The following is an 18,069-nucleotide window of genomic DNA, read 5'->3' as shown; positions in this document are numbered from 1 at the left end:
CAATTTTATGAGCGATTCTAGAAAGAGACACGAAGCTTTACTATACCACGCAAAACCAAAACCAGGAAAAATTGAAGTTGTTCCTACTAAAAAATATGCTACTCAGCACGATTTAGCTTTAGCATATTCTCCAGGTGTTGCAGAACCTTGTTTAGAAATTGCAAAAGATAAAAACAACGCTTATAAATATACTGCTAAAGGAAATTTAGTTGCTGTAATTTCTAATGGAACTGCAGTTTTAGGTTTAGGAAACATTGGTCCTGAAGCCTCTAAACCAGTAATGGAAGGAAAAGGTTTGTTATTTAAAATTTTTGCAGATATAGATGTTTTTGATATTGAAGTTGATACAACTGATGTAGAAACTTTTATACAAACTGTAAAAGCAATTGCGCCAACTTTTGGAGGAATTAACCTAGAAGATATTAAAGCTCCTGAAGCTTTCGAAATAGAAAGAAGATTAAAAGAGGAATTAGATATTCCTGTAATGCATGATGATCAGCATGGAACAGCAATAATTTCTGCTGCTGCTCTTAAAAATGCAATTGACATTACAGAAAAAGACATTAGTAAAGTAAACATTGTTGTTAATGGAGCTGGAGCAGCTGCAATTTCTTGTACACGTTTGTATTTAAAACTAGGTGTAAAAAGAGAAAATGTGGTAATGTGTGATAGTAAAGGTGTTATCAGAAAAGATAGAGGAAACCTTACTTCGCAAAAAGCAGAATTTGCAACAGATAAAGATTTAAATACTTTAGATGAAGCAATGCATAATGCAGATGTTTTTATTGGTTTATCTAAAGGAAATGTAGTTTCGCCAGAAATGCTTTTATCAATGGCAAAAGACCCAATTGTATTTGCTATGGCAAACCCTGTAGCAGAAATAGAATACGATTTAGCGGTTGCTACAAGAAAGGATATTATTATGGCTACTGGTAGATCAGACCATCCTAACCAAGTGAATAATGTACTCGGATTTCCGTTTATTTTTAGAGGTGCTCTAGATGTGAGAGCAACTAAAATTAATGAAGAAATGAAAATGGCTGCTGTACATGCTTTAGCTGATTTAGCAAAGAAATCTGTACCAGAGCAAGTAAATATTGTGTATGATGAAGTCAGTTTAGCTTACGGAAGAGAATATATTATTCCAAAACCATTTGATCCTAGGTTAATTTATGAAATTCCACCAGCAATTGCAAAAGCTGCTATGGATTCTGGTATTGCTTTAGAACCAATCGAAGATTGGGATAAATACCGAGAAGAATTAATGGAACGTTCTGGTTCTGGAAGTAAAGAAATTAGACTTTTACATAACAGAGCAAAAAGCAATAAAAAACGAATTATTTTTGCTGAAGCAGACCATTTAGACGTTTTAAAAGCTGCACAAAGAGTACATGAAGAAAGACTCGGTAACGTTATTTTATTAGGACGTAAAGACGTTATTTTAGAATTAATGGAAGAAATTGGCTTTATTGCTAATGTTCCTATTATAGACCCAAAAACTGACGAAGAAACACTACGTAGAGAGCGTTTTGGAGAAATTTATTGGAAAAACAGACGTCGTAAAGGACGTACATTATCTGAAGCACAAAAATTAATGCGTGAGCGTAATTATTTTGCTGCAATGATGGTAAATGAAGGTGAAGCGGATGCTTTAATTACAGGATACTCAAGACCTTACCCAACAGTTTTAAGACCTATTTTAGAACTGATTGAAAAAGATAAGGGAATTACAAAAATTGCAGCGACCAACCTTATGTTAACAAAACAGGGGCCTTTATTTTTATCAGATACAACGATTAATGTAAATCCGACTGCAAAAGATTTGGTAAAGATTTCTCAAATGATGGGGAACTTTGTTAAAATGTTTGGTATGAAAGCAAATATGGCAATGGTATCGTTTTCTAACTTTGGATCTTCAGATTCTGAAACTTCTAAAAAAATTAGAGAAGCTGTTTCGTATTTACATCGTCATTTCCCTGATACAGTAGTTGATGGAGAGTTACAAGCAGATTTTGCCCTAAACCCAGAAATGTTAGCAAAAGAATTTCCTTTTTCTAAACTAAATGGGAAAAAAGTAAATGTTTTAATTTTCCCTAATTTAGAATCAGCAAATATTACTTACAAATTATTAAAACAAGTAAATAACGCAGAATCTATTGGACCTATTATTTTAGGTTTAAGTAAACCTGTACATATTTTACAATTAGGATCTAGTGTAGATGAAATGGTAAATATGGCTGCTTTGGCTGCTGTAGATGCACAAGAAAAAGAAAAAAGAAACAACAAATAAAAATGGCTACATTAGAAGCCTGAAAAACAGTTCTATGATTACACAAATTAGAGGAAGATTAGTAGAGAAAAACCCAACAGAAGTTGTTGTAGATTGCAATGGTGTTGGCTATTTACTCCATATTTCACTAAATACTTTTTCTAGCCTACCAGATGATGAAGCTGTTATTTTATATACACATTTATCTATAAGAGAAGATGCACACACACTTTTTGGCTTTTTTACGAAGACAGAAAGAGAAGTTTTTAAATTATTAATTTCAGTTTCTGGTGTAGGACCAAGTATTGCAAGAACTATGTTATCTTCTATGACCGCAGAAGAAATACAACATGCAATTGCTTCAGAAAATATTCCGCTAATTCAATCTGTAAAAGGAATTGGAGCAAAAACAGCACAAAGGGTCATTGTAGATTTAAAAGATAAAATTCTAAAAACCTTTAGTATTGATGAAGTTTCTACATTTACGAACAATACCAATAAAGATGAAGCGTTATCTGCTTTAGAGGTTTTAGGCTTTAATAAAAAGCAATCTGACAAGGTTGTTTCTATGGTTTTAAAAAATAACCCAGATGCTTCCGTTGAAAATTTAATAAAATTATCTTTAAAGAACTTATAATAAATTGAGTAATTTTTTAAAAAGAACATTCTTATTTCTTGCTTTTGCTTTCATAGCAAACATTTCTGTGTATGCGCAAACAAGTGAAAAAAATGATTCTTTATCCGTAGAAAAAGACAGTCTAAAATTAAGATATAATTTTAAAAAAGAGCAAACTGGTGGTCTCTTTTTAGATTATTTGGCAACTAAAGAAATCATTTTTGACAAAGATTTAAACAAATACGTAATTATAGAAAAAATAGGTGATTACTATACAAGAACTCCTGTTTTTCTTACTCAAAAAGAATATGCAAAATATCGCTTAAAGAGAGATATGACGCAATACTTTAAAGACAAAGTAAGTGCTACAAATTCTAAGAAAAAAGGTTCTAAAGATGCGCAAAAAGATTTATTGCCAACTTACTATGTGAATTCAGATTTTTTTGAAACTATTTTTGGAGGAAATGAAGTTAAAGTAACTCCAACTGGAAGCCTGAATTTAAAATTAGGATTTATTTATCAGAATACAGAAAACCCACAATTATCAGAAGAAAACAGAAGTAGTTTTACTTTTGATTTTGATCAACAAATTAATGCTAGTATTCGTGCACAAGTTGGTACACGTTTAGATTTCACAGCAAATTACGACACACAATCTACTTTCGATTTTCAGAACTTAGTGAAAATTGGTTATGAGCCTACTGAAGATGATATTTTACAAGGAATTGAAGCTGGTAATGTTTCTATGCCAATTAAAAACTCTTTAATTAATGGTGCTCAAAGTTTATTTGGTGTAAAAACACAATTAAAATTTGGTAACACCAATATAACCGCTGTTTTTTCTCAGCAAAATTCAGAAAGTAAAACCGTTGTTGCAGAAGGTGGAGCTTCGATTCAGGAATTTGAATTACAAGCAACAGATTATGATAATGATCGTCACTTTTTCTTATCACAATATTTTATTGATAATTATGCGAACTCATTAAAAAATTATCCACTAATTAATAGTCAAATAAATATCACAAGAGTAGAAGTTTGGATTACCAACAGAAACGCGAGTACAGAAGATTATAGAAGTATTGTTGCTTTTGCAGATATTGGTGAATCTGATACAGATGTTTTGGTAAATCAAACTGGTGAAGTACAACCAATAGGTTCACCACCAACAACAACTGGTGGAAATATTCCAGCAAACGGATCTAATAATTTATCAAGTTTATTAACACCAACTAATGGTATTAGAAGTATTTCTACCTTAAATAGCACATTAAGCTCTTTTAGTAATAATCAAATGAATGAAGGTACAGATTATTCTGTATTAGAAAACGCTAGAAGATTAGACCCAAATGAATTTACCTTAAATTCTCAATTAGGTTTTATTTCTTTAAATAGAAGATTAAATGATGGTGAAGTTTTAGCAGTTGCTTATGAATATACAGTTGCTGGAGGTATTACAAATAGCTCAGATACTTCTTTTAAAGTTGGTGAATTTTCTAATGATGGAATTTTAGCACCTCAAACTTTAGCTGTAAAATTATTACGTAGTGAAATTTTAAAAACAAAAAGAGATAGAGTTGTAAATGGTGTTACTATTGAAGAGTCTTTTCCTACTTGGCGTTTAATGATGAAAAACGTGTATGCATTAGGTGCGTATCCTTTATCACAAGATGGCTTTCTTTTTGAAATACAATATAGAGATGATCAAACAGGAATTCCATCTAACGTTTTACAAAATGCACAAACTGTTGGAATCCCAAATTTACCATTAATTCAAGTTTTAAAATTAGATCAACTAGACCAAAGTCAGTTTAGATCTGCTGATGGGTTTTTCGATTATGTTGAAGGTATTACTGTAAATTCCCAGAATGGATATATCTTTTTTCCAGAACCAGAACCTTTTGGAAACGATTTAGTCCAAAAAAACTCTAATGATATTGGTTTAGATGAAACTGTAGATGAATCTTATTTATTTAAAGAATTATATTTAAACACCAAGATTAACGTACAGAACAATTATCAAAATAAAGATAAGTATTACTTAAAAGGATATTTTAAATCAGAAAATTCTGGCGGAATTCCGATTGGCGCATTCAATGTTCCTAGAGGTTCTGTAAAAGTAACTGCTGGAGGGAGGCAATTAGTAGAAGGAGTCGATTATGTTGTGGATTATCAATTAGGTCGTGTACAAATTATAGATCCAGGTTTACAAGCATCAGGGACTCCAATTAGCGTTTCAACAGAGAATAATGCTGTTTTTAATCAACAGAGAAAAACCTTTATGGGTGTAGATGTTGAACATAAGTTTTCTGATAAATTTATAGTTGGTGCTACCATCTTAAATGTAAATGAAAGACCAATTACAGCAAAAGTTAATTTTGGTTCAGACCCAATTAACAATACCATGTTTGGGGCAAATATAGATTACGCTACAGAAGTACCTTACTTTACAAAACTAGCAAATAAATTACCTTTTGTAGATACAGATGTACCTTCTAACTTATCAGTTAGAGCAGATATGGCTTATTTATTACCTGGAACGCCAAGTGGAATAGATGTAACTGGTGCTGCAACAACTTATATCGATGATTTTGAAGCATCACAAATACCTATTAGTATATTATCTCCATTAGATTGGTACGAAGCTAGTACACCTCAAAATAAAGCAAATGATGTTTTTAATGGAACAAGTAGCGATTTAGATTACAATTATAAAAGAGCAAAATTAGCTTGGTATAATGTAGATCAAATTTTTTATGGAGCTGGAGACACACCATCAAGCATTAATGCTGATGAGCTTTCTAGAGCAGAAACAAGACAAATAAATTACGGCGAATTATTTCCTAATGTACAATTAGATATCACTCAAAACTCTTTAATTAGAACATTAGATTTAGCTTATTTTCCTGAAGAAAGGGGTTCTTATAATTATAACCCAAATGCAACTTTTATTGGTGAAAGTGTAACCTTACCAAATCCGGAAACAAACTGGGGTGGAATTATGCGTCCTTTAACTACAAATAATTTTGATCAAGCAAATATTGAGTATGTTCAATTTTGGGTAATGGATCCTTATGAAAATTACTCAATGACTAATGAAGAAGGTTTACCTGCAGGCATGAATCCTACAGACCCTTCAAATCAAATTGGAGATTTATATATTAACTTAGGTAACGTTTCTGAAGACATCTTAAAGGATAGTCGTAAAATGTATGAAAATGGAATGCCAGAAACTGGTGGAGATATAAATACAAACGCAACAACTTGGGGTAAAGTACCATCAAACGCATCAATTATTTATGCGTTTAATGAAGAAGATGACGCAAGAACAAATCAAGATGTTGGTTTTGATGGTTTAAGTGATTTAGAAGAAAGAGGTCTTGATGGAATTAGCGGAACTAATTACGCGAACTTAATTGATCCTGCTTCAGATAATTTTCAATTTTTTAGAGGTGCTGAATTAGATGCAATTGATGCTTCTATTATTACCAGATATAAAAACTACAATAATACTGAGGGGAATTCACCAACATTAAATCAATCAACAGAAACGTATCCAATATCTTCAACAACATATCCAGATGTAGAAGATATCAACAAAGATCAAACAATGAATACCGTAGAAAGTTACTACGAGTATAAAGTTTCTATGAATAGAAATGATTTAGTTGTTGGAAAGAATTTTATTGTTGATGAAAAAATAACCAATGTTACTTTAGATAACGGAGGAACTCAAAAAACAACATGGTATCAATTTAGAGTTCCTATAAGAAGTGGAGTATCTGTAAATGAGATTTCTGATTTTAATAGCATCCGTTTTATAAGAATGTATTTAACAAATTTTAAAATGCCCGTTGTAATTAGAATGGGTGAATTAGATTTGGTACGTGGAGATTGGAGACGTTATACTAAAACTTTAGACGAAGATCTTACAACTCCTATCGATTTAGATGATGATGAATTAAAAGATTTTGAAGTAGGTGTTGTTAGTATAGAACAAAACGAAGGAAGCTACATACAACCTCCAGGAATAGAAAGAGAGCGTTTACAAGGAAGTACAACTGTACAATTACAAAATGAACAATCTGTTACCTTAAAAGTAAACAACTTGCCTGCAAATGAAGCAAGAGCAATATATAAAAATATTAGTATCGATTTAAGACGATTTAAAAACTTAAAAATGTTTATGCATCTTCAAAAAAATGAAGGAGCACTTGCTATAAATGATGATGACTTTTCTGCAATAATAAGATTAGGAACAGACTTAAATGACAACTACTACCAAATAGAAATGCCTTTAAAAGTTTCTACAAACGGAACTTCTGCTTTAGATCTTTGGCCAGAAGCAAATAACTTAGATGCTTTTTTAGAAACTTTTGGGTTGGTAAAACTAGAAAGAGATAAAATAGATTTTTCAATTATAGATTTATTTACATCAACAGAACAAGACCCATCAATACCTTATACTATTTCTGTAAAAGGAAACCCAACTTTAGCACAATTAAAAACAATTGTATTAGGAATAAAAAATAAAACAACTGCACCTATAAGTGGAGAAGTTTGGTTTAATGAATTACGTTCTTCAGGGTTTGATAATGATGGTGGTTGGGCAGCTGTTGTAAATGCTGATGCTAATTTTGCTGATGTTGCAAACGTATCATTATCAGGAAGTATGTCTACAATTGGTTTTGGTAACGTAGAAGACAGAGTAGGACAACGTAGTTTAGATGAAACTAAACAATACGATTTTGCTACCACTATAAATTTAGGTAAGGTTTTTACTCCTAAAGAATGGGGAATTCAATTACCAATGAGTTATAGTGTAGGAGAAAAATATATTGATCCAAAATACGATCCTCAATATCAAGATGTAGAATTGGCTGATGCTTTAGAAGCAAATGATAATAGTGAGTTCTCTAGAGATTATACAAAAAGAACAAGTATTAGTTTTACCAATGTTAAAAAGAATAGAAATCCTAATTCTACTAAAAAACCTAAATTCTACGATGTAGAAAATTTAGCAGTTTCTTACGCTCATAATAAAGAGTTCCAAAGAAATTACAACATTAAAAAACGTATTAACGAAAGTGTTAGAGCTTCTGCTTCTTATAACTTTAGTTTCGATTCTAAACCTATAGAACCTTTCAAAAACTCTACAGCTTTAGAAAGTAAATACTTTAAACTAATTAAAGACTTTAACTTTAACCCTATTCCTAAAACATTTGCTGTAAATTCTAGCATCAATAGAAATTATAACGAACAGCAATCTAGAAACTTAATAGAAGGATTATCTCCTCAACCAGAATTAAAACAACGTAGGTTTATGTTTGATTGGGACTATACGATTGGTTTTGATTTAACAAAGTCGCTACAATTAAACTTTAACGCAACAAATAGTTACTTATACGATACCTTTAATAACAGTGATGATATACAAGTATTTGACGATTTCTTTAATACAGGAAGAGCAAATCATTATCACCAAAAATTAAACGGAACGTACAATTTACCAATTGATAAAATTCCTTTTTTAAAGTTTATAAAAGCAGATTATGCCTATACAGCAGATTTCGATTGGCAAGCAGCACCACAAAGCACAATAAATATAAATGGTGTTGATGTTTCTTCTGTAGAACTTGTTGGAAACGTTATTCAGAATGCAAATACACACAATATAAATACAACACTAAGTTTTGATAAAATTTATAAAAGCTTAGGTTTCGAAAAATTATTATTAACCAAAGCGCAACGTAAAAATTCGAAAGGGTTAAAAGGTACTGGTTTACCAAGAACTCCGGGAAGGGTTAATAAAAATAAAAAATTATCTATAGGTAAGAAGATCTTAAAAGGAACTTATGATATTCTAACTTCTGTAAAACAAGGAAAAATAAGTTATTCAGAAAATAACGGACAATTATTACCAGGTTATAGTGAAGATATTGGCTTTTTAGGAGGAGCACCAAGTTCTTTTGCATTCGGAAGTCAAGTAGACATTAGAAATAGAGCTTTAGAAAATGGTTGGTTTGTAACAAGAAATCAAGGTGATGAATATTATAGTAAAACGTTTAGTAAAACGCATTACAATAAATTAGATTACACATTTACTTTAAAACCAATAAAAGATTTAAATATAGATGTTAGAGGAAATAAAATTCAAACTAGAGATATTTCTCAGCAATTGGATTTACTAAGTGGTAGCAATCAATTTGAAGACACACCTTTCTTTGAAACAGGAAACTTTAGTACAAGTTATTCTATGGTATCAACTGCATTTACAGATGGAGATGCTTTATTTCAAAAAATGAGAGATTATAGAAGTATTCTTTCAAACAGGTTAGCTACAGAAAATGGAGTACCTGTAAGTGGTTTCGGAGAGAATAGTCAACAAGTTTTATTACCAGCTTTTATGGCTGCATATTCTGGTAAAAGTCCAGATAAAGTAAATACAGGGTTGTTTAGAAATATTCCAATTCCTAACTGGACATTACGTTATAACGGATTAATGAAGTTCAAGTTCTTTAAGAATAACTTTAGTAATTTTGTAGTTTCACATGGTTATAGATCTTCATACACAGTATCTAGCTTTACCAATAACTTACAATATGATGCAAATAATCCTTATGGAAATATAAATGTTGCAGACAATTATGAACCTGAATTATTAGTCGCTGCTGTTACTTTGGTTGATGAATTTTCACCTCTAATTAAATTAGACATGAAAATGAGAAATTCTTTTTCATTAAGAGGAGAAGTAAAAAGAGATAGAACACTTACCATGAATTTTAACAATAGTACTTTAACTGATATTAAGGGTACTGAATTTATATTCGGAATGGGATATGTTTTTAAAGATGTAAAATTCAATACACGTTTTACAGGAAAAAAACAAACCTTAAAAGGTGATATAAATTTAAGAGCAGATGTATCTTTAAGAGATAATTTAACACAAATTAGATCTGTAGATGAAGATAATGATCAAATTAGTGGTGGTCAAAAATTATTTTCCATTAAATTTACAGCCGATTATAGATTGAGTAATAGTTTAACAGCATCGTTTTATTACAATCATCAAACATCTAAATATGCAATTTCTACCACTTTCCCTAGACAGGCTATAAATGGTGGATTTAATATTATTTACAACTTAGGAGGAAATTAAAAATAACAACATCAAATTATTAAAAGAATGAATTTACCATCAGAATTAAAATACACTAAAGACCACGAGTGGATTAAAATTGAAGGCAATGTAGCAACAGTAGGTATTACAGAATTTGCGCAAGGCGAATTAGGAGACATCGTTTATGTAGATGTAGACACTTTAGATGATACTGTAGAAGAAGGCGAAATTTTTGGATCTGTAGAAGCTGTTAAAACAGTTTCAGATTTATTTATGCCTTTAACTGGTGAAGTAACAGCTTTTAACGAAGAATTAGAAGACGAACCAGAATTAGTAAATTCTGATCCTTATGGTAAAGGTTGGATGATTAAAATAGAAATGTCAGATAGTTCACAAATAGCAAACTTATTAGATGCAGAAGCTTATAAAGAGCTTATTCAAGGATAATTTTTTTATCATAGCTATAGGCATCACAATTAGTATTGCATATTTAAGCTTGATGAAAATGCCAAAAATTGAAGTAAGCTATAGTAATATTGATAAAGTGTATCATTTATTTGCTTACTTTATGCTGAGTTCTTGTTGGTTATTCTCTTTTTATAAAAAACCAGCTCTAAAATACATAATAGTAATTTTTTGTGTAATTTATGGCATAATTATTGAAGTATTACAACACACATTAACTTTGTATAGAACAGGAGATTTTAAAGATGTCCTTGCAAATACATTAGGAATTGTCTTAGGATTGTTAGTTTTTAATCTAATTTTTAAAAAAATTGACTATAATTCATAATAAGACTTGTAATTAAACAAATAATTTAATTAAATTAGCGAACTATTAAAAACTCTTTACAATGGAAATCAAGAAAAACCCAAAGTCAAACTTAGAAAATTATAGCAAGATTTTTATGCAAATCGGTTTAGTTTTAGCCCTTTTTGTAACTTATGCTTCAATAGAAAAGAAAACTTACGATAGAAATATTGGAGACTTAGGTTCTGTGAATATGAATGCTGATATGGAAGAAGAAACGGTAATTACTGAAAGAGTAGAGCCAGTAAAACCAAAATCTCCACCACCACCAGCTCCAGAAAAAATTGAAATTGTTGAAGATGAGAAAGAAGTTGAAGAAACTGTAATCGAATCTACTGAAACAGATGAAACTGAAGCTGTAGAAGTTGAAGAGATTGTAGAGGTTGAAGAAGTTGAAGAAGTTGTAGAAGATGTAAGTTTTATGATTATTGAGGATGTACCTGTATTTCCTGGTTGTAAAGGATCTAAGGCTGAACTAAAAGCTTGTTTTAGTAAAAAGGTTCAAAAACACTTCTCAAGAAAATTTAATACAGATTTACCTAATGAATTAGGTTTGTCTTCTGGTAGAAAAAGAGTATTTATTGGTTTCAAAATAGATAGACAAGGTAATGTTGTTAATATTAACGCAAGAGCTCCACACCCAAAAATTAAAAGTGAAGTTATTAAAGTAATGAAACAATTACCAAAAATGAAACCAGGTAGACAAAGAGGTAAACCAGTTGGTGTAAAATATAGTATTCCTTTTACTTTACTTGTAGAGTAAAACAATATTAAAAATATATAAAAACGTTTAGAATGTTATTTCTAAGCGTTTTTTTTATGCCCTAAACTTAGCTTAAAAATCATCAAATAAAATTCTAAACATTACTTATAAAGCTAGAAAAGACCGTAATTATGGCTAAACAATTTATTTATCAATATAAAATTTCAAATAAATTTGATATATTTACTACATAAAAATTTAAATACATATAAAAATCATGGCTATAATGAAGGTTATTGAAGTATTAGCAAATTCTGAAAAAAGTTGGGAAGAAGCTACAAGAAAAGCAGTGAAGCAAGCAGCAAAATCTGTAAAGAACATTAAATCTGTATTTGTACAATCGCAAAGTGCTGTTGTTAATGGTGATAATGTAACAGAGTTTAGAGTAAACTTAAAAATTACTTTTGAAGTAAATTAAAAGCATAAAAACGAACTACTAAAAAGCGATTTAATATTAGAATTAGATCGCTTTTATTATTTTAAACCATATAATCATGAATGAAATACAAATCATCTTTATTAGCTTAGTTGCATTAATACATATTTACATTGTTTATTTAGAAATGGTTATTTGGACATCAAAGAACACGATGAAAGCTTTTGGAATACAAACAAAAGAGTTTGCAGAAGAAACAAAAGTAATGGCTGCTAATCAGGGTTTATATAACGGATTTTTAGCCGCAGGTTTAATTTGGTCGTTAATTGCTGATAAAGCAGATGTTGCAATGTTCTTTTTAGCTTGTGTTGCTATTGCTGGAATTTATGGTGCTTATTCTACAAAAAAGATTCGCATACTATATATACAGACTATACCAGCAACTTTAGGTATAATTTCAATCTTATTATTATAACTAATTTCTTCATTCTTCAACAAGAAACCATTATTTTTGCATTTAATTTCTAAGAAAAAAATAAAATGAAAGAATATATTGAATATTTGAAAAAGTTAGTCGTTGAGTTTACTCCACAAGTATTAGTAGCATTAGCAATGCTAATTATTGGTCTAATAATTATAAAACTAATTGTAAAGGCTTCTAGAAAAGTAATGGATAAAAGCGGTATTGACATTACACTTCAAAAATTTTTAGGAAACCTAATTGGTTGGGGATTAAAAATAATATTAATAATAGCTGTTATTTCTAAACTAGGTGTAGAAACAACTTCTTTTGCAGCAATTCTAGCAGCAGCAGGTTTAGCTGTTGGTTTAGCGTTACAAGGATCTCTTGCCAATTTTGCAGGTGGTGTTTTAATAATGATTTTCAAACCTATTAAATTAGGAGATTTAGTTGAAGCACAAGGTGAAATTGGTGTAGTAAAAGAAATCGAAATTTTTACAACAAAACTTACTGGTTTATCTAACAAAGAAATTATAATTCCAAACGGAACTTTATCTAACGGAAATATTATAAATTATTCTACAGAAGGAACTCGTAGAGTAGATTTAACTTTTGGTGTAGATTATGCTGCAGACATTAAACAAACAAAAGATGTTTTAATGAGTGTAATAACTTCTCATCCTAAAGTATTAAAAGATCCTGCTCCTGCAGTTACTGTTTCTGAATTAGCAGATAGTTCTGTAAATTTTGCAGTTAGACCTTGGTGTAAAACTGAAGACTATTGGACCGTATTTTTTGATGTAACAGAAAGTACTAAAATAGCTTTAGATAAGGCAGGAATTGATATTCCTTACCCACATCAAGTAAACGTTAAAAAGTAGGTTTCTTTTTCTTTTCAGGAATAGCAACAAAATCTTTTAAATAAAAAGGTTCAAAATAAGCGACATCTTCGATGTCGTTTTTTTTGTACTTATTATATGATAAAATTGCCATTTCTTTAGATGAAGGAAATTTATCATCAATAAAAACAGCATTTTTATGAGTGATTATTTCTTTACATTTATGAGCACCATCACCTAAAAAATAAACTTTACTCGTTTTTAAATATTCAGAATAAGAGTTTTCATCAATAATTTCTGCTTTAATCTCTCTTACTTCGTTATAATTTACATCAAAAACAGCAGCAAAAACTTCCATTCTTCTTGCATCTAACATTGGCACTATAATTCCTTCATCAACAGAAATAGCATTTGCTAAAGATTCTAATGTTTTTATAGAGATTAATGGCTTGTCAAAAGCAAAACAAAGCCCTTTTGCAGCAGAAACTCCAATTCTTAAGCCCGTATAAGAACCTGGGCCTTTACTTACTGCTACAGCATCAATTTCATTAGAATTAAGATTTGCTTCTTTTAAAATATCAACAATAAAAGGATGTAAAACTTCTGCATGAGAATAATTACCATTATTCAATTCTTTTATTGCTAAAATTGCTCCGTTTCTTGCAAGACTTACAGAACAGTTTTTTGTTGCAGTTTCTATGTTAAGGATTATTGCCAACTTGTAAATTTTTATGCAAATATAAGTGATAGAAAAAAGAAAACCTCGCAAATATGCGAGGCTTCATCAGTAATCTTTATTTTGTCTAATCTAAAACTAATTCTCCAGAATAGAATTGTAATACTTTCGTTTTAAAAACATAATCATATTTAGAACGAATAAGAGTTGCTTGTGCATTTACCAAACGTGTTCTAACTTGATCGAAATCGAACTGTGTCATTGCACCATAATTATATCTTTCTTGTGCATTTTTAAAAGCCTCTTCTTGTGCTTCTAAAGATATTTTAGCTGCTTCATAAGATTTTAAAGCTGTTTTTACATCTAAAAAGGCCTGTTCTATGGTTTGTTTTAAACTTAATTTTTCGCTTTCTAATCTTGTTTCTGAAATTTCTTTATTAATTTTAGATTGTGCTACTCTATTTTTAGTTTGAAAACGGTTAAATATTGGAATATTTAAAGAAAGACCAATATTATAACCTAAATTATTATCAAGCTGATTAGTAAACCTGTTATCTATCACAAAAGGATTACCTGTTGCATCTACACCTGCAAAAACTTCTGGTTCACCAAGAGTTGTATTATAAAAAGTATTTGCACCAAAAGAATAACTTAAAGTAGGTAAAAAAGCTCCTTTAGAAATTTCTATGTTTAAATCTGAATTTTCTATTGCTAATTTTGCTCTTTCTATTTCTGGCATTCTATCTAAAGATTTATTGTAGACAGTTGATGAGTTTTTGTAGAACAAATTAGCAGACGGTGTACCAACATCAATAGAAGAAACATCAAAACCTTCTACAGAAACCTGTAATAATTGCGCTAAATTTAACAACGCTAAATCCAATGCGTTTTCTTGAGATATAACAGTTTGTAGATTAGTAGCTGCAGTAGATTGTGTATTTAATAAATCTCCTTTAGCAATTACTCCTGACTTAAATCTACTTTCAGCAGCTTCAATTTGTTTTTTACTGATTTCATACTGAACTCTCCCAGCACTTAGGTTTTCTTTCGCAAACAATATATTTAAATACCCATTGACAACAAATAATGAAATATCATTTTCTATTTTCTTTAAATCTAAAAGACTTGATTCTACACCTAATTGAGCTTGCTTATATGTATTTGTATTTCTATAACCATTAAATATAATACCACCTCCATTTAATCCTAATGATAAGCTATATCTATCTGCTGAACTTCTAGTATTGTCTCCTCCGGTAGATAAACCAAAACTTCCCGAATTATTTAAATTACCATTAAAGTTTGGTAAAAAGTTTCCTTTAGTAAATTCAACATCTTTTTTAGCAAGTTCTAAACTTAATTTATTTTGTTGAATTGAAATATTTCTCTCTAAAGCTTGATCTACACATTCTTTAAGAGTCCATTTTTTTTGTGAAAAAGTAGCGACAGAAATTAACAGTGCTACAAATAGGATAAGTTTAGTTTTCAAAACGTATTATTTTTAATTGATAAAATATATTATACACATCAAAAAAAGAATTCTCTTGATAGTTTATATAGGACGACTAAAAGTAAAATTTGTTACAAGAAATTACACTTATATAATGTTAAATTTTTCCCTTTTTTTTATATCTATAAATAGCATAAAATAAAACACCAATTAAAAGATAAGGAAATACCATTAGATAGGTTATTCCATTATTAACACCTTCTGCCATAAAAACATCTCCGTTTTCTACAACTGCTTTACACATGGCACATTGTGAGAATGAAAATTTTGATGTAAAAACCATCAATAAAACTAGTAAAATGCTTTTTTTATACATAATAAGGAGAAATCATTAAATAGACAACAACACCAGTAATAGCAACATAAAGCCATAAAGGAAATGTAATTTTAGCAATTTTTTTATGCTGTGGAAAATTTCCTAATTTTGCTCTCATAAATGTAGTTAAAACAAACGGTATTATAACTATTGATAAAACAATGTGCGTAAAAAGAATAAATAAATAAATATATTTTATAACACCCTCACCACCAAAACTAGTAGAGTCTGATGTCATGTGATACCCAATATACATTACTAAAAAAAGTAAAGAACAACCTATTGCAAAAGTGGTTAATTGCTCGTGTAACTTTTTATTTCCTTTTTTTATTGCAATTACTGCTGCAATTAAAACAATTGCTGTTAAACCATTTATAGACGCATAAATTGGTGGTAAAAAAGTTAAAGGTTCTACATTAAAACCTAACTTTCTTAAATTAACAAGAAATAAAGCTGCTACAGCTATAGGAATAACAATAGATAATCCTGTAATTATTTTCTTGTACTTTTTTTCTTGTGATAAATTACTCATTCAATAAAATTTTAATATCCTCTTTTAATTCAGTTATTTGATCTGCAAAAGTTTGTTCTTTTAATGCTCTGTAATACATAATTGGGTTTCCATACTGATCTTTTCTAGATCTAATATTCCCTTCTTTATCTACCAAAGCAAACAAACCAGAATGTTCAAAACCTCCATGATCTTCATCTCCTTTTCCTACATACAATTTAAATCCTTTGTTTGATAAAGCATAAACTATTTCTTGAGATTTACCAGTTAATAAGTTCCAATTCTTATGTGTTATCTTATGTTCTAAAGCATAAGCTTTCATTACTTCTGGAGTATCAATCTCAGGAGTTATTGAAATGGATGCAATTCCGAAATCATTATTTCCTTTAAATTCATTTTGAATCTTTAACATCTGTTTATTCATCAAAGGACAAATAGTAGGACACGTTGTAAAAAAGAATTCAACTACATATACTTTTCCTTTGTAATCATTATTACTAATAGTAATTCCGTTTTGATTTATGAATTCAAAATCTGGAACCTTATTAAATTTGAATAAACTACTATTTGTACTAGTTGATTTCTTATCAATTTTATTCAATCTATCATCTTGAACAAGATCGTTTTCATCTATTCTTCTATCTAAGTTTCTAACAACATAAATTCCGAATAAAAGTATAATAAAAGAAATACCTATGTAAGAATACTTTTTTTTCATAACCCAACTTCTTTTCTTTGTGCTTTATTTTCGTTTTTCTCTTTAAATGCAGCATAGTACTCATAAAAAAGCACTAAAATATCATCTTTCATTATCTTATTTAAGTCTGCAACAGAATTCATATCATAACCAAGAATTTCTCTGTTTGGATTTTCTTTATCATCTGCACGCCCTCTTAAATCTCCATTTTTATCAACTAAAAAAGTTTTAAAAGTATACGACGAACTAGAAAGTGGATAACTTGAATTAAAACTAGCATGCAAAGCAGAAATATCTTCCTTACTACCTGGAATAAAATTCCACTTTACCATATCTGTAAATGCACTAATTTCCTTTTTAAGTTGTTTTGCTTCCTCCTCTTTTCCTTCAGGATAAATAGCAATTATTTGAAATTTATTATATTCAATAAATTTCTTGTAGATTTTTTCATTCAAGTTAAAGAAACCTCCTTTATGAGCATTCATATCATCACCTAAAAAACAAACTACAGAAATATTATCTTTAAATGTTTTTGCAGCATCTATTGTAGAAATATCAACAACATTTGTAGTAGCTACAGGTAATTTAGTAAAGTTGTTTGTTCCTGTAGACATTAATAGAAAACAGATTAAAGGAAAAATAAACAGTAAAAATAATACAACTCTTTTTTTTGTAAGTTTCATCATCTATATTTTATTGAAATACTGAATAAAGTTTAATGCAAAAAAAAGGTGGATAAAACCACCTTTTTAATTTTTTAAATTACCATTTTACAAGTGGGGCTAATGTGCTGTGTAAATAATTACCTTCTATTAACATAAGAGCCATTAAATAGCAGATTAAGAAAACGGCTGTCCAAACGATTGAACGTCTAAACCATTTTTTCTCACCCTCTAAGTGCATAAATGCCCATGCAATGTAATATGCTTTTACTAGTGTTAGAATAATAAACATCCAGTTTAAAGGACTTATACCTAAAAAACTAGTTAAGTGTAAAGATGCAGGTTTAACAATACCAAATGCAACCTCTACAGTTGTTATTACTGTTAATATTATTAAAACTACCCAAATTCTTTTTGTGTTCGATTCGTGTGCGTGTGCCATTTTA

Annotated in this window: 16 protein-coding genes; 9 read left to right on the top strand and 7 right to left on the bottom strand. The window is 29.7% G+C overall.

Annotation, left to right across the window (positions count from 1 at the left end):
• Positions 1-7: 7 nt before the first annotated feature.
• From BTO07_RS12960 to BTO07_RS12920, 9 genes are all read left to right on the top strand, one after another.
• Entirely contained in the window at positions 8-2,290 is a 2,283-nt protein-coding gene (locus BTO07_RS12960; RefSeq protein ID WP_087521635.1) for an NADP-dependent malic enzyme, read from the top strand.
• A 34-nt stretch (positions 2,291-2,324) separates the two neighbouring features.
• A complete protein-coding gene (ruvA, locus tag BTO07_RS12955) occupies positions 2,325-2,906 on the top strand; it encodes a Holliday junction branch migration protein RuvA (protein ID WP_087522644.1) in 582 nt (193 codons plus the stop codon).
• A 4-nt stretch (positions 2,907-2,910) separates the two neighbouring features.
• A complete protein-coding gene (gene sprA / locus BTO07_RS12950; RefSeq protein ID WP_087521634.1) occupies positions 2,911-10,041 on the top strand; it encodes a T9SS outer membrane translocon Sov/SprA in 7,131 nt (2,376 codons plus the stop codon).
• A 27-nt stretch (positions 10,042-10,068) separates the two neighbouring features.
• Complete coding sequence (gene gcvH / locus BTO07_RS12945) at positions 10,069-10,449, top strand: glycine cleavage system protein GcvH (RefSeq protein ID WP_087521633.1); 381 nt, start codon at positions 10,069-10,071, stop codon at positions 10,447-10,449.
• A gap of 58 nt (positions 10,450-10,507) precedes the next feature.
• Positions 10,508-10,795, top strand: coding sequence for a VanZ family protein (locus BTO07_RS12940; RefSeq protein ID WP_232457031.1), 288 nt, complete (start codon positions 10,508-10,510; stop codon positions 10,793-10,795).
• Between the two features lie 61 nt (positions 10,796-10,856).
• Positions 10,857-11,576: an energy transducer TonB gene (locus BTO07_RS12935; RefSeq protein ID WP_087521631.1), complete on the top strand. Its 720-nt coding sequence runs from the start codon at positions 10,857-10,859 to the stop codon at positions 11,574-11,576.
• A 217-nt stretch (positions 11,577-11,793) separates the two neighbouring features.
• The gene (locus BTO07_RS12930) at positions 11,794-11,994 is read left to right on the top strand and encodes a dodecin family protein (protein WP_087521630.1); all 201 of its coding nucleotides are present in this window, start codon (positions 11,794-11,796) and stop codon (positions 11,992-11,994) included.
• Positions 11,995-12,070: 76 nt separating this feature from the next.
• Positions 12,071-12,427 carry a DUF1304 domain-containing protein gene (locus BTO07_RS12925; RefSeq protein ID WP_087521629.1) on the top strand — a complete coding sequence of 119 codons (357 nt, stop codon included), beginning with the start codon at positions 12,071-12,073 and terminating at the stop codon, positions 12,425-12,427.
• 65 nt (positions 12,428-12,492) lie between these two features.
• Positions 12,493-13,293, top strand: a complete 801-nt coding sequence (locus tag BTO07_RS12920; protein WP_087521628.1) for a mechanosensitive ion channel family protein — start codon at positions 12,493-12,495, stop codon at positions 13,291-13,293.
• On the opposite strand, the gene tsaB is transcribed toward BTO07_RS12920, so the two are convergent.
• From tsaB to BTO07_RS12885, 7 genes are all read right to left on the bottom strand, one after another.
• A complete protein-coding gene (gene tsaB, locus BTO07_RS12915) occupies positions 13,283-13,969 on the bottom strand; it encodes a tRNA (adenosine(37)-N6)-threonylcarbamoyltransferase complex dimerization subunit type 1 TsaB (protein ID WP_087521627.1) in 687 nt (228 codons plus the stop codon). The genes BTO07_RS12920 and tsaB overlap by 11 nt on opposite strands.
• A gap of 85 nt (positions 13,970-14,054) precedes the next feature.
• Entirely contained in the window at positions 14,055-15,416 is a 1,362-nt protein-coding gene (locus BTO07_RS12910; RefSeq protein ID WP_087521626.1) for a TolC family protein, read from the bottom strand.
• Positions 15,417-15,534: 118 nt separating this feature from the next.
• On the bottom strand, positions 15,535-15,681 hold the full coding sequence (locus BTO07_RS12905; RefSeq protein ID WP_442956790.1) for a hypothetical protein: 147 nt from the start codon (positions 15,679-15,681) through the stop codon (positions 15,535-15,537).
• A gap of 64 nt (positions 15,682-15,745) precedes the next feature.
• The gene (locus BTO07_RS12900; protein WP_087521624.1) at positions 15,746-16,285 is read right to left on the bottom strand and encodes a DUF420 domain-containing protein; all 540 of its coding nucleotides are present in this window, start codon (positions 16,283-16,285) and stop codon (positions 15,746-15,748) included.
• On the bottom strand, positions 16,278-16,982 hold the full coding sequence (locus tag BTO07_RS12895) for an SCO family protein (protein ID WP_087521623.1): 705 nt from the start codon (positions 16,980-16,982) through the stop codon (positions 16,278-16,280). The genes BTO07_RS12900 and BTO07_RS12895 overlap by 8 nt, the downstream gene beginning before the upstream one ends.
• The gene (locus tag BTO07_RS12890; protein WP_232457030.1) at positions 16,979-17,644 is read right to left on the bottom strand and encodes a hypothetical protein; all 666 of its coding nucleotides are present in this window, start codon (positions 17,642-17,644) and stop codon (positions 16,979-16,981) included. The genes BTO07_RS12895 and BTO07_RS12890 overlap by 4 nt, the downstream gene beginning before the upstream one ends.
• 79 nt (positions 17,645-17,723) lie before the next feature.
• Positions 17,724-18,065, bottom strand: a complete 342-nt coding sequence (locus BTO07_RS12885; protein ID WP_087521621.1) for a cytochrome C oxidase subunit IV family protein — start codon at positions 18,063-18,065, stop codon at positions 17,724-17,726.
• Positions 18,066-18,069: the final 4 nt, after the last annotated feature.

Source organism: Polaribacter sp. SA4-12, assembly GCF_002163675.1.
Lineage (GTDB): Bacteria > Bacteroidota > Bacteroidia > Flavobacteriales > Flavobacteriaceae > Polaribacter.
The sequence above is the reverse complement of the archived record's forward strand: the minus strand, read 5'-3'. Positions and strand labels throughout refer to the sequence as shown.

Excerpts from the sequence above, each read along its gene's own strand:
- BTO07_RS12960 (WP_087521635.1), top strand. The coding sequence starts at position 8 with ATGAGCGATTCTAGAAAGAGACACGAAGCTTTACTATACCACGCAAAA.
- ruvA (WP_087522644.1), top strand. The coding sequence starts at position 2,325 with ATGATTACACAAATTAGAGGAAGATTAGTAGAGAAAAACCCAACAGAA.
- gcvH (WP_087521633.1), top strand. The coding sequence starts at position 10,069 with ATGAATTTACCATCAGAATTAAAATACACTAAAGACCACGAGTGGATT.
- BTO07_RS12940 (WP_232457031.1), top strand. The coding sequence starts at position 10,508 with ATGCCAAAAATTGAAGTAAGCTATAGTAATATTGATAAAGTGTATCAT.
- BTO07_RS12935 (WP_087521631.1), top strand. The coding sequence starts at position 10,857 with ATGGAAATCAAGAAAAACCCAAAGTCAAACTTAGAAAATTATAGCAAG.
- BTO07_RS12930 (WP_087521630.1), top strand. The coding sequence starts at position 11,794 with ATGGCTATAATGAAGGTTATTGAAGTATTAGCAAATTCTGAAAAAAGT.
- BTO07_RS12925 (WP_087521629.1), top strand. The coding sequence starts at position 12,071 with ATGAATGAAATACAAATCATCTTTATTAGCTTAGTTGCATTAATACAT.
- BTO07_RS12920 (WP_087521628.1), top strand. The coding sequence starts at position 12,493 with ATGAAAGAATATATTGAATATTTGAAAAAGTTAGTCGTTGAGTTTACT.
- BTO07_RS12905 (WP_442956790.1), bottom strand. The coding sequence starts at position 15,681 with ATGTGTAAAGCAGTTGTAGAAAACGGAGATGTTTTTATGGCAGAAGGT.
- BTO07_RS12900 (WP_087521624.1), bottom strand. The coding sequence starts at position 16,285 with ATGAGTAATTTATCACAAGAAAAAAAGTACAAGAAAATAATTACAGGA.
- BTO07_RS12895 (WP_087521623.1), bottom strand. The coding sequence starts at position 16,982 with ATGAAAAAAAAGTATTCTTACATAGGTATTTCTTTTATTATACTTTTA.
- BTO07_RS12890 (WP_232457030.1), bottom strand. The coding sequence starts at position 17,644 with ATGAAACTTACAAAAAAAAGAGTTGTATTATTTTTACTGTTTATTTTT.
- BTO07_RS12885 (WP_087521621.1), bottom strand. The coding sequence starts at position 18,065 with ATGGCACACGCACACGAATCGAACACAAAAAGAATTTGGGTAGTTTTA.